The organism is Pseudomonas cannabina, from assembly GCF_900100365.1.
GTDB classification, from domain to species: domain Bacteria; phylum Pseudomonadota; class Gammaproteobacteria; order Pseudomonadales; family Pseudomonadaceae; genus Aquipseudomonas; species Aquipseudomonas cannabina.
This window is the reverse complement of record NZ_FNKU01000001.1, coordinates 1,077,878-1,089,835: the sequence shown is the minus strand read 5'-3', so window position 1 is coordinate 1,089,835 and position 11,958 is coordinate 1,077,878. Positions and strand designations below refer to the sequence as shown.

The 11,958-nt window shown below is 58.4% G+C and carries 12 protein-coding genes; 7 read left to right on the top strand and 5 right to left on the bottom strand.

All coding sequences use genetic code 11. The annotated features are described in order from the left end of the window. Positions 1 to 139: 139 nt before the first annotated feature. Positions 140 to 850, bottom strand: coding sequence for a GNAT family N-acetyltransferase (locus BLT55_RS05170; RefSeq protein ID WP_055001916.1), 711 nt, complete (start codon positions 848 to 850; stop codon positions 140 to 142). 662 nt (positions 851 to 1,512) lie between these two features. Here BLT55_RS05170 and katB point away from each other — a divergent pair. After that, entirely contained in the window at positions 1,513 to 3,018 is a 1,506-nt protein-coding gene (gene katB / locus BLT55_RS05165) for a catalase KatB (RefSeq protein ID WP_055001917.1), read from the top strand. Positions 3,019 to 3,078: 60 nt separating this feature from the next. After that, positions 3,079 to 3,645, top strand: a complete 567-nt coding sequence (locus tag BLT55_RS05160) for an ankyrin repeat domain-containing protein (protein WP_055001918.1) — start codon at positions 3,079 to 3,081, stop codon at positions 3,643 to 3,645. A 41-nt stretch (positions 3,646 to 3,686) separates the two neighbouring features. On the opposite strand, the gene BLT55_RS05155 is transcribed toward BLT55_RS05160, so the two are convergent. Both BLT55_RS05155 and BLT55_RS05150 read right to left on the bottom strand, forming a co-directional pair. Further along, complete coding sequence (locus BLT55_RS05155) at positions 3,687 to 3,911, bottom strand: DUF6434 domain-containing protein (RefSeq protein WP_055001919.1); 225 nt, start codon at positions 3,909 to 3,911, stop codon at positions 3,687 to 3,689. 77 nt (positions 3,912 to 3,988) lie between these two features. After that, on the bottom strand, positions 3,989 to 4,873 hold the full coding sequence (locus tag BLT55_RS05150) for a LysR family transcriptional regulator (RefSeq protein ID WP_007251206.1): 885 nt from the start codon (positions 4,871 to 4,873) through the stop codon (positions 3,989 to 3,991). A gap of 99 nt (positions 4,874 to 4,972) precedes the next feature. Between BLT55_RS05150 and BLT55_RS05145 the strand changes: the two genes are divergently transcribed. From BLT55_RS05145 to BLT55_RS05130, 4 genes are all read left to right on the top strand, one after another. Then, on the top strand, positions 4,973 to 5,455 hold the full coding sequence (locus tag BLT55_RS05145) for a multidrug/biocide efflux PACE transporter (RefSeq protein WP_080378190.1): 483 nt from the start codon (positions 4,973 to 4,975) through the stop codon (positions 5,453 to 5,455). A 75-nt stretch (positions 5,456 to 5,530) separates the two neighbouring features. Next, entirely contained in the window at positions 5,531 to 6,856 is a 1,326-nt protein-coding gene (locus BLT55_RS05140) for an AAA family ATPase (protein ID WP_055001920.1), read from the top strand. Between the two features lie 5 nt (positions 6,857 to 6,861). Further along, positions 6,862 to 7,542 (top strand): retron system putative HNH endonuclease, encoded by a 681-nt coding sequence (locus BLT55_RS05135; RefSeq protein ID WP_082438216.1) that lies wholly within the window; start codon positions 6,862 to 6,864, stop codon positions 7,540 to 7,542. A gap of 101 nt (positions 7,543 to 7,643) precedes the next feature. Next, positions 7,644 to 8,477 carry a PhzF family phenazine biosynthesis protein gene (locus tag BLT55_RS05130; RefSeq protein ID WP_055001921.1) on the top strand — a complete coding sequence of 278 codons (834 nt, stop codon included), beginning with the start codon at positions 7,644 to 7,646 and terminating at the stop codon, positions 8,475 to 8,477. A gap of 6 nt (positions 8,478 to 8,483) precedes the next feature. Here BLT55_RS05130 and BLT55_RS05125 read toward each other — a convergent pair whose 3' ends face one another. Continuing rightward, a complete protein-coding gene (locus tag BLT55_RS05125; RefSeq protein WP_055001922.1) occupies positions 8,484 to 9,635 on the bottom strand; it encodes an MFS transporter in 1,152 nt (383 codons plus the stop codon). 272 nt (positions 9,636 to 9,907) lie between these two features. Here BLT55_RS05125 and rarD point away from each other — a divergent pair, with 272 nt between their 5' ends. After that, positions 9,908 to 10,792 (top strand): EamA family transporter RarD, encoded by an 885-nt coding sequence (gene rarD / locus BLT55_RS05120; RefSeq protein ID WP_055001923.1) that lies wholly within the window; start codon positions 9,908 to 9,910, stop codon positions 10,790 to 10,792. A gap of 3 nt (positions 10,793 to 10,795) precedes the next feature. Here the strand turns inward: rarD and zapE are convergent, their stop codons facing one another. Beyond that, positions 10,796 to 11,911 (bottom strand): cell division protein ZapE, encoded by a 1,116-nt coding sequence (gene zapE / locus BLT55_RS05115; protein WP_055001924.1) that lies wholly within the window; start codon positions 11,909 to 11,911, stop codon positions 10,796 to 10,798. Between the last annotated feature and the right edge of the window lie 47 nt (positions 11,912 to 11,958).

Sequence of the window (11,958 nt, the reverse complement as noted above, 5' to 3'; positions counted from 1 at the left end):
ATGACTTCACCCCAAATCGATCGTTCAGCCACACCCCGAAGTTATTTGAAAATAACTTTGACAAATCGAAAATTGCGACTAGCAGATGAGAATGAAGCGCAGTTCGCCGCGCTCGACGCTTACTGCTCGACTCCTGCCGTCAATGCAACCGAAACGTCTTGGTTGCCACATTGCCGAGACGCCCCTCGGCGTACGCCTTGGCCTGGCGCGTCAGTTCGTCAAGATGGCGATCGCGCTGTTTCTCCGCGTCGAGCATCGCCTGCTCGCCATGCTGCTTGAGCAAGTAGGCATGGATCTGCCGCACCTCCACCGAGCTGTAGATGGGCGCGATGTCCATGACCGCCAGCAAGCCGTCCGTGCCGTGGTCTCTGGTGTTCATGATCACCTGCGGCCCGCGTGCGCCCTGCACCTGAAAACCCAACGCTTCAAAGCAAGGCACTTTGTCGACGGTGCAATACAACTCGGCATGCGGATAACGAGCGACCATTTTCTCCAGCATCGCGCGTGCAATACCTTGCCGACGCTGGCTTTCGCGTACCGCCATGTAAGCCACGGCGCACGCTTGCGGGTCGTTCTGCACGGGCAGGTACAGCAGAAAACCCGAGACGATTTCCGGGTCGTCATCGTCCAGCGCCACGATCAGTTCGACGGTCAGGTCTTGCGACCCGTCCATGGCATTCAGATATAGATGCACCTCATAGCCCACACCATACTGATAAAGGTTGTACAGCGGATTGCTCGGCACAATCGCGACCAGACTGATGTCGGTAACATAATCGACGACCATTTGCTGAATCTGGCTGCGGATGAACTCCGGTGGCGGGGTTTGGAGCAGCATGACGGTGGACATGGGAAGGCGGACTCCGCAATATGAGGTTTGCCTGTTCAGGCGCAAAAAGCATGATAACGCTATCGGAAGCACAACGCCGATTCGGTATTGCCCTGATTGCTCACGTTCCAACTTGACACGCATCCATCTAAGGAGACGCTGATTTATTCTAAAACCCAGCTGTTGCCCCCAGATAAATCAAGGCCTCCAGAGCGTTGCAGGGACGAAAAATCGAATAAATCAGCGCCTCCCTAAGCAACCATCAAATAGCCATCACGGCATTGCTTTTTCAGGCAGTAATCAGTACGTTCGTTCCATATAACATCACTGGCCTGGCGAACGATTGGCCGCAAGAAAAGTTGATAATCATTATTATGTAATCTTTATAGGCACAAGAAATCAGGTTTCTGATTAGAGGCGACATTCAATATAAATCCTTTTTTATTCATAGAGATAGAGAACTAACAGCGGTGCAAGGCGGCTCTTTGCCATGATCCTGACTGATCGCTACTTAAACTTTTCCAGCGAAAAGGCAACGACTTTCCAGGCGCTTGAGCGCATTTTTATCAATCAACCCGATGCATTTTTATAATCACAGTTTTTCCCTCGCCCGCCTAAGATCACTCCGCTTACTAAAAAAATATGAGGGATTCAAAATGCCGTTATTAAACTGGTCCAGACACATGGTTCGTTTAACTGCAGTCGGCCTTATCAGCATGCCGGCCGCCTACGCAGCCGACACCCTGACTCGCGACAATGGAGCCGAAGTCGGCGATAACCAGAATTCCCAGACCGCAGGCGCCCAAGGGCCAGTCCTGCTGCAAGACGTGCAATTGCTGCAAAAACTGCAGCGGTTCGATCGTGAGCGCATCCCGGAGCGTGTGGTTCACGCGCGAGGCACTGGCGTCAAAGGCGAATTCACTGCATCGGCCGACATCAGCGACCTGAGCAAGGCTACGGTCTTCAAATCAGGCGAGAAAACACCGGTTTTCGTGCGTTTTTCTTCCGTGGTGCATGGCAACCATTCGCCTGAAACCCTGCGCGACCCTCACGGTTTTGCCACCAAATTCTATACGGCTGACGGCAACTGGGATCTGGTGGGCAACAACTTCCCGACCTTCTTCATCCGCGACGCCATCAAGTTCCCGGACATGGTCCACGCGTTCAAGCCTGACCCGCGCACTAACCTCGACAACGATTCGCGTCGCTTTGACTTCTTCTCCCATGTTCCGGAAGCCACTCGTACGCTGACCCTGTTGTATTCCAACGAAGGTACGCCAGCAGGCTATCGCTTCATGGACGGCAACGGTGTTCACGCCTACAAACTGGTCAACGCCAAAGGCGAAGTGCACTACGTCAAATTCCACTGGAAGACGCTGCAAGGCATCAAGAACCTCGACCCGAAAGAAGTCGCTCAGGTTCAGTCCAAGGACTACAGCCATCTGACCAATGATCTGGTCGGCGCGATCAAGAAAGGCGACTTCCCGAAATGGGATCTGTACATCCAGGTCCTGAAGCCTGAAGACCTTGCCAAGTTCGAATTCGATCCTCTGGATGCCACCAAGATCTGGCCTGACGTGCCGGAGAAGAAAATCGGCCAGATGGTGCTGAACAAGAACGTCGACAACTTCTTCCAGGAAACCGAACAGGTCGCCATGGCCCCGGCCAACCTGGTACCCGGTATCGAACCTTCCGAGGACCGCCTGTTGCAGGGTCGTGTGTTCTCTTATGCCGACACCCAGATGTACCGTCTTGGCGCCAACGGCCTGAGCCTGCCGGTCAACCAGCCTAAAGTGGCCGTGAACAACGGCAACCAGGACGGCGCGATGAACAGCGGCCACACCACCAGCGGCGTGAACTACGAGCCAAGCCGTCTGGAACCGCGTCCATCCGATGACAAGGCGCGTTACAGCGAACTGCCGATCAGTGGCACCACCCAGCAGGCGAAGATCACGCGCGAGCAGAACTTCAAGCAAGCGGGCGATCTGTACCGTTCTTACAACGCGAAAGAGCAGACTGATCTGGTGCAGAGCTTCGGCGAGTCGCTGGCCGACACCGATACCGAAAGCAAAAACATCATGCTGTCGTTCCTCTACAAAGCCGACCCTACCTACGGCACTCGGGTAACCGAAGTGGCCAAAGGCGACCTGGCCAAAGTCAAGTCGCTGGCTGCCAGCCTCAAAGACTGATGAGCTGACGTCCCGCCCCGGCGCCTGGTGCGTCGGGGCGGTTCAAGCCAGGAGAACGCCGTGAAAAACCTCATCTACGGTTTGCTGCTGATTGCCGCAGCTGCCAGCGCAGCGCAACCTTCGCCACCTCCGGAACTTACTCCAGAACTTACCCCTGAACAGACCGCCAGCCAGCTGCGCACTCTGTTCTTCGATGCCTCTCGTGAAGGCAACAACCAGATGCTCGACACCTTCATCGACGCTCATTACGACCTCAACGTACGAGACCCGCAGGGCTACACCGGCCTGATTCTGGCCGCCTACCATGGCCACGAAGACTCGGTGATTCGCCTGATCGATGCCGGCGCAGATCCCTGCGCCAAGGACAACCGCGGCAATACTGCGTTGATGGGCGCAATCTTCAAGGGTGAACTGAGTATCGCCAAGCGTCTGGTGCAAGCCGACTGCGGCGCGAACCTGACCAACAATGCCGGACAGACCGCAGCCATGTATGCGGCCCTTTTCAAACGCACTGAGGTGCTCAAGGCGTTGACCGACAAGGGCGCCGACCTGAGCATCCGCGACAGTATGGGCAACGACGTGCAAGGCTTGTCCAAAGGCGAGTTCCAGGCACCGCCCACGCGCTGAGATCAGTCGGCATGTACATTTAACGGCGCGCAGGTCCGGCCTTAGTCCACCGCTGAAGCCTGCGCCCGAATCCTCAGCCACTCGTCTGCAACCTGGCCCATGTCTTTGGGCTCGGCGTTTTTGATCCACGCCATGAAGGCCCGATCGAACCTGAACAGCGGGCCGCACTGTTCGAGCAGGAAGCGCCGTACGTTCTGCGTATTCCGATAGTGGGCATCCACCGGCGTGTCACGTGTGATCAGGTCAGAGTGCCAATCGAATGCCATGCGCAGATCCTGTGCGGTCGGTGCGAGAAGACTCTTTTATAGCGCAATTGCGGGAGCGTCGCGATTGCAGAGCAGCCTCACTCCCCCGCAAACGGCACCAGCGAGTCCAGCAACCAGGCGCCTGCCGGCCCAAGACTGCGCTGAAACGACCAGATGATGTCCACTGCAGAACGTCGCGGCCAGCCGGAAACGTTCAGCTCCTTCAACAATCCGCCCGAGTACCGCGACACCAGCCAGCGCGGCAATGCCGACCAGCCAAAACCGAACGCCGCCATGTCCATCAGCAACAGATAATTCGGTGCCGACCAGTGCCGGTGGCCGCTGGTCGGCAGGTCATCGGTAGGAATGCTGTGTTCGACCAGTGTGTTGAGGCGCAACGCGCGGTAGCGCGCCAGTTGCTGGTAATCGACCCGTTCCAGCGCAGCAAGCGGATGCTTGTGCGAGACGAACAGACCGAAATCGGCACTTTCATCGATGGTCGCATGGCCGATCTCCGGCGGGTAACTGGCTTGCGCCGACAACAGACCCAGCGAAGCCCGGCCCGATTGCACCAGATTGATCGCATCACCGTGCTCGGCAAATACGCACTCCATTTCCAGCTCCGGAAAACGCTGGTCCAGCTCGGTCATCAGCCGCTCGAAATCCGCAAACTGATTGGCATCGGACAACACCAGCGTCAGCCGCGGCTCGACACCCGCTGACAGGCGCGCAGCAGCACGGCGCAGCCGGTCGGAAGCGCACAGCAGATCGTCGACACGACCGAGCATGGCCCTCCCCGCTTCGGTCAACACCGGTTGCCGCGACGAACGATCGAACAGCTCCAGCCCTAGGTCAATCTCCAGGCGGGCAATCGCTTCACTGATGGTCGACTGGCTTTTGCCCAGGCGGCGTGCGGCAGCGCTGAACGAACCCAGTGCGGCAATCTGCACAAACGCTTCCAGCGCTTCGGGGGAATAACTCATGACGGTCTCTTATCGGCTTTACCGATGGTAGTGATTTTCAGATTAACGCAAACACCGATGACAATGCTGCCATGAATGAACATCAAGGACAGCCCGATCATGAGTCAACACACACTGCACGCTGAATCATCCCCAGCCGTGGCGCCTAAAACCCTTCGCGAACGCGCACTGCATGCCGCCCTGTTCGAGATCGGCGGGGTGCTGCTGGTCGCGCCGCTGCTCGCCTGGCTGATGGACCACTCACTGGCCATGATGGGCCTCATGACCGTGATGATTTCCACCGTCGCCATGCTCTGGAACATGCTCTACAACGCCCTGTTCGACCGCCTTCGGAAACGCTTCGGCTTCGCCATGAACCTGACGATCCGCATCCTGCACGCCATGGGCTTCGAAGCCGGACTCATCCTCGTCGTGGTGCCACTGGCCGCATGGTGGCTGTCGATCAGCCTGCTGCAAGCCTTCCTGCTGGACATCGGCCTGCTGCTCATGTTTCTGCCGTACACCCTGCTATTCAACTGGGCTTACGACACTTTGCGCGAACGGCTGGTCGAGCGGCGGTTGTCGAGGTGTGAGGTGCTGTGAGCGGAAGGGTTTGCGCGGGCGTTCAGGCGTCTGCGCTGCTAGTATGTGCGAACGTCGTTCAGCCAGAAGAGACCTATGAACCTGACCAGACTTTGCCTTAAGAACTATCGCCGCTTTGCCGAGTTCGATATCGAATTCGATCCGCAATTGACGATAATTTCCGCGCGCAATGGCCAAGGTAAGACGTCGGTTCTGGAAGCCATTGTTGCGGCTCTGGGCCCCTTCGTCGGCTCGTTCGATCAGGGAGTGTCCAGGCATATCGAGCGTACTGATGCTCGGTATGCGCGGGTAGGTGAAGGGTTTGAAAGCGAGCAGCAATTTCCAGTGGTCATCAGTGCAGAAATGTCCAACCCTGCAAAGCGTTGGCAGCGAGCGCTTAATGGTCCGAAAAGCCGCACTACCACCAAAGAAGCCGATCCACTGGCTGCCTGGGGAAAAGAACTCCAGTCCATGCTGCGTAGCGATTCGGCGATTTCGCTGCCCGTTGTGCGCTATTACAGCTCCAGGCGCCTCTGGGTCAGTCATAAAAACGTGTCCAGCAAAGCAGTCCTGACTGAGAGCCGTACTGCCGGTTACGAAGATTGCCTGTCCGCGTTCTCTACTTATGCGCAGTTACAGGAATGGATGAGAAAGGCAACGCTGGCCGTCATTCAACAAAAGCAGCAGGCCGGTTACGAGCATTCCAACCTTGAACCACGTTTGCAGGGCATCAGAAATGCAGTAAATGAGGTGATGGCAGACGAAGGCTGGAGTGACTTCCACTACAGTCTGACGTTTGAAGAGTTGTCCATGTCTCACCCTGATCACGCGGCCCTGCCACTTGGCCTTCTCAGTGACGGTGTGCGCGCCATGATTACGCTCGTTGCTGATCTGGCGTTGCGTTGTTCCCGCCTGAATGGCCATTTCAAGGAATTGGCGTCACTGCAGACAACGGGCGTCGTATTGATCGATGAAGTCGACTTGCATTTGCATCCAGCCTGGCAGCAACGTGTAATTGGCAGTCTTCGCAAAGCGTTCCCGAAGATCCAGTTCATTGTAAGCACACAAAGTCCGCAGGTACTTTCGACGGTAAAGCGCGAATGCATACGCATGGTGTTTCAGGACGCCAACGAAAACTGGCAAGCTGCATACCCGCCGCAGGAAGTCAAAGGCGTTGAAAGTGCCGTAGCGCTCAATGACATCATGGGTGTAAACCCCATTCCGCCAGTCGATGAAGCATGCTGGGTCGCCGAATACATGGCAAAGATCGAGAGCGGTACCCATGAAGATCGCGACGGCCTGGCATTGCGCAAAAAGCTGCTCGATTTCTATGGAGCGCAGCATCAGGTGCTTCTGGACGCCGACAGGCTGGTCCGCTTTCAGGCGTTTAAATTGCAAAAACACTCTAACAGCAAGGGCTGACTGTCGTGCTCAAACTGGATCGAGCGTCTGTAGATGCCCCGCCCTGCCTCGCCGACTACGATCATCTGACCCACACATGGTCAGATTTTCGCGGAACCTGCAAAAAACAGCTGCGCTTTGCGCTCGTGCAGCTGCAAGGCATCTTGGGTGTTACGACAGAAGACGCAGCTGAGTACGGCGTCCGGTGCGCTTATTGTGAGAGGGCCATTTTTCATGACGGACATATCGAGCATTTTCGACGAAAGAATCCTGCGCACTACCCAGAACTGACATTTGCCTGGAGTAACCTTTTTCTTGCATGTGGCAGTCCGCAACATTGCGGCCATCACAAGGATCGACGCTCGGCTCCTGCCTATGACCCCGGCCTTCTCATCAAACCTGACGAACATGATCCAGAGCATTACCTGCATTTTCATTCTTCCGGGAAGGTACTCGCCCGTAACAACCTGAATGATCACGAGAATAGCTGCGCGACGGAGACCATTCGCGTGTTTAGTCTGGACCATCCAGCGCTTGAAGGTGCCCGTGCGAACGCAGTGCGCAGCTACCGCAACCTGCACGATGCGGATCTATATGAGATAGCTTCATGGTCAGACGCTGACCGTAACGATTATTTTCGTCAGGAGATTGAAGCCACCCGCTGGCTTCCCTACGCTACGACGATCAGACACTTCTTGCAGAAGTGACAGCAGTGTTTCCATATCCTTCCCGCCTTTCTCACTGGCTTATCCCCCCGTCTACAAAGCACACTGTCCGCCACTGACCACCATGGCAAGGACCTTGGCCCATGAACACTGAAATCATAAAACTGGCCGCGTTCAGCGATGGGGAGCGCGGCGGCAACCCGGCAGGCGTATGGATAGGCGAATCGCTGCCCGACGCCGCCGTCATGCAACAGATTGCAGCCGACGTCGGTTTTTCCGAAACGGCTTTTGCCGCTCCCACCGAAAACGGCTGGCGGGTGCGCTACTTTTCGCCGCTGGCCGAGGTGCCGTTCTGCGGGCACGCGACCATCGCGCTGGGTGCAGCGCTGGCCGCGCAACACGGCGACGGCGTGTACGATCTGACGCTCAATCAGGCACAGATCACGGTGGAAGGACATGCTCGGGGCTCGCTGACGTCGGCAGCGCTGCAGTCGCCGCCCACCTTCAGCAAGCCAATCAATGCGCACTTGCTGGAAGAAGCTCTGGCGCTGTTCGGCTATACGTCCAGCGATCTGGATCAGCGCATCACGCCGGCACACATCAACGGCGGTGCCGGGCATCTGATTCTGGCGCTGAACAGTCGTGCAGCACTGAAGGCCATGCGTTACGACCAACAGGCCGGGCGCGAGTTGATGGTGCGTGAGGGCTGGGCAACGATTCTGCTGGCCTGGGCAAAAACCGATCAGATGTTTCATACCCGCAACCCGTTCGCGTTCGGCGGGGTTTACGAAGATCCCGCCACCGGTGCCGCCACAGCTGCGCTGGGCGGCTATCTGCGTGACATCGGCTGGCCGCACGGCGGGCTGATCGACATCCTGCAAGGCGAAGACATGGGCAGCCCGTCGCGTCTGCGCGCCGAAATCCCGGAGCAACCGGGCAGCTCGATCCGGGTCTCGGGAATGGCACGCAGGTTGTAGCGTCTATCAGGTCCTGAGTTTGCTGCCGCCACTTGCCACGCCCAGCAACATCACGGCAACGATCATGAACGCCAGTTCAAGGCTGCTGATGTGGGCAATGAAACCAATGGCCGCAGGGCCGATCAGAATCCCGGCGTAGCCCACAGTGGTGATCGCCGGAATTGCCACGCTTTCCGGCATGGTTTTCTGTCGACCGACCGCGCTGTAGCAGACCGGTACGATGTTCGAACAACCCGCGCCCACCAGCGCATAGCCCAGCAGCGCCGCCTGCCAGACCGGAATCAGCGTAGCGACGGCCAGACCGGCCGCTGCACACAAGCCACCCAGAATGATGACCCGGTTGGAGCCAACCCGTTTCACGACCGCGTCGCCGAACAGTCGACCCAGGGTCATGGTTGCGGCGAACACCGCGTAGCCCAGCCCGGCATAGGACGCTTCAACGCCGCGCAACGAGGTGAGGAACACCGCGCTCCAGTCGAGCATTGCACCTTCGGCCAGAAAAACAGTGAAGCACAGCAGCCCGATAAACAGCACCACGCCACGCGGGACCGCAAAGGCCGGCCCATCCGATGGGCTGCCGTACGGCAACAGGTTCGGCGCAGCCTTGGCCAAAGCAACCAGCGTCAGCACGACCACCACCAGCATCGAATAGAACGGCGAGATGCCGAGGCTGAGCAAGCCAGCAACCCCGGCTGCGCCGACGATTCCGCCGAGGCTGAACAGGCCGTGAAACCCCGACATCATGGTCTTGCCGCTGTTGCGCTCGACAATCACCGCCTGGACGTTGGCCGTGCAATCCACCCCGCCCATGCTTGCGCCGAACAGAAACAGCGTGGCGATCAATAACGGCAGACTGGAGATCGTCGCCAGCAACGGCAGGCACAGGCAGATCAACAGCGTTGAACAGACCAGCAAGCGCCGACACCCGAACCGCGCGGCCAGCGCGCCCGCCAGCGGCATAGAAATGATCGAGCCCACGCCAAGGCACAGCAGCAACAGGCCCAGCGTGCCCTCATCGAGCCCCATCCGTTGCTTGACGTAAGGCACCAGCGGCGCCCATGACGCCACACTGAAACCAGCAATGAAAAATGCGATACGCGTCGAAGACTGTTCCGCCCGAGCCTTGGCATCCTGGGCTGCGGTGCTGAAAGAGGTCATGCATGCTCCTTGTGATTGCCGGACAAAATCGCGCCAGCCAGCGCGACAGCCTAGCAAAGCTGATCGTTTATCCAAAACCTCTGATGCGCTGAAAGGGAGCGCGTTCCGTTGCGGTTGCATCAAGTCCGCCTATCGATGTGTGTGAGGCAAAAATAGTGGCACGCCGAAGAACAGCGCTTGCGGACGCAGGACTTACAGCTTTTTGTACGCCAGCGCACTAAAATGGCGACCGCCTGCCCCCTACCGGGGCAGACTCGATTCAAGAGGCGGTCGTGTACAAAGGTGTCGTGCTGTCGGTTCTGGCTTCCGTGCTGTTCGGGGTCATGTATTTCTATACCTCGCTGATGGCCCCGCTGGATGGCGAGGAGATCTTCGGCTGGCGCATGCTGCTCACCGTGCCGTGCGCCACGCTGTTCATGCTGGTCAGCGGTGACTGGCGGCGCGTTCGCGAGCTGGCTGCCCGACTGCGGCAGCAGCCGCTGCTGATCTTCGGGCTGCTGCTGTCGTCACTGCTGCTCGGCGCGCAGTTGCTGATCTTCATGTGGGCGCCGCTGCATGGGCGCAGTCTGGAGGTGTCGCTGGGTTACTTCCTGCTGCCCCTGAGCATGATTTTCACCGGCCGTCTGGTGTATGGCGAACACCTCTCGTACCTGCAAAAAGTCGCCGCCGGGTTCGCCATGCTCGGTGTCGGCCATGAAATAGTACGGCTGGGCAGTTTTTCCTGGGAAACCCTGCTGGTCGCGGGTGGCTACCCGCTGTATTTCGTGTTGCGCCGCAAACTCAAGACCGATCACCTGGGCGGGCTGTGGTTTGACATGCTGCTGATGCTGCCCATCGGCCTGTGGTTCATCAGCAACGGGCACCCGCAGGCGATTCAGCAGACACCGCTGCTGTATCTGTTGATTCCGTTGCTCGGGGTCATCAGCGCCTCGGCGCTGGTCAGCTACATCATCGCCAGCCGCTTGCTGCCGTTCAGCCTGTTCGGACTGCTCAGCTATGTCGAGCCGATCCTGCTGGTGGGGGTCGCCTTGCTGCTGGGCGAAAGCATCAGCCGCGATGAATGGCTGACCTATCTGCCGATCTGGCTGGCGGTCGTGGTGCTGATGATCGAAGGCGCCAAGCACATGCTGGCCCAGCGCCGTCGGGATGCGAGCTGAGCCTCACGTTTCGGTGAAGCGCTCCAGCTGCATTTCCTGCAACGGGCTCAGGGTGCGGCGGAAGGCGAATGACAGATAACCCTGGGTGTAAAGCTCGTCCATCGGCACCGGCGCTTCGACATACAGCGGGATACGTCGGTCGTAACACTCGTCCACCAGCGCGATGAAACGCCGCACGCCATCATCGTTGGGCGACAACTGCGGCAGTTCCCTATCCCCCGCCGTCACCTGCTCGACGCCATCCTCGGTGCCACGGGCAATCTTCGCTTCGCGCTGTGCGGCGCCCAGAACCGGCACTTCGCTGAGCAAAATCACCGAAAAACGATCACACAGGGCAATGAAGTCCATGGCCGCCAGCGGTTGCTCGCACAGGTCGCGATAACGGCACCACACTGCCGTGTCGGAATGCTGCATCACATTGATACTGCGATATCCCAGCATGACCTGCGAATCGTGAACCGGCTGGCCTGCACTCAAGGCTTCGAATATCCCTTGCAAGGCACTCGGCTGCCCGGCTTCGGCAATCCAGTAGCGCTGATGCAACTGGCCAGGATGCAGGCGATGATCCTCGCCCCCGTCCACCGCAACGATATCCATGTATTTGTGGATAGCAGCGACGGCAGGCAGGAAGAGCTCGCGATTGTGCCCATGGCTGTACAGCTGGTCCGGCGGCTGGTTGGAGGTGCAGACCAGCACCACGCCGTGTTCGAACATCACTTGCAGCAGCCCGCCGAGGATCACCGCGTCGCCAATATCGGTCACGAACAGTTCATCGAAACACATCACCCGAACTTCGCGTGCCAGCTCTTTGGCGACCACGGTCAGCGGCTGAGGCGTGCCGATCAGCTTGAACATGCGCTTGTGGACCCAACGCATGAAGTGGTGAAAATGTTGACGTCGGGCTGGCACGCTCAGGCTGTCGAAGAAGCGGTCCATCAGCCAGGTCTTGCCACGCCCGACCGGGCCCCACAGGTAGACGCCGCGCGCCTGACCACGAGACTCGGCCAGCGCCAGATAGCACGCCTGCAACTGCTGCACAGCCTGCCGCTGCGCCTGGTCGGGCTGAAAACCACGCTGAACCGCACGTTCGTAAGCATCCAGCGGAGAGAGCACATCCATCAGGCATACACCTTCGGTTCAGGGAGCACGATTGAGCCTATACGAGA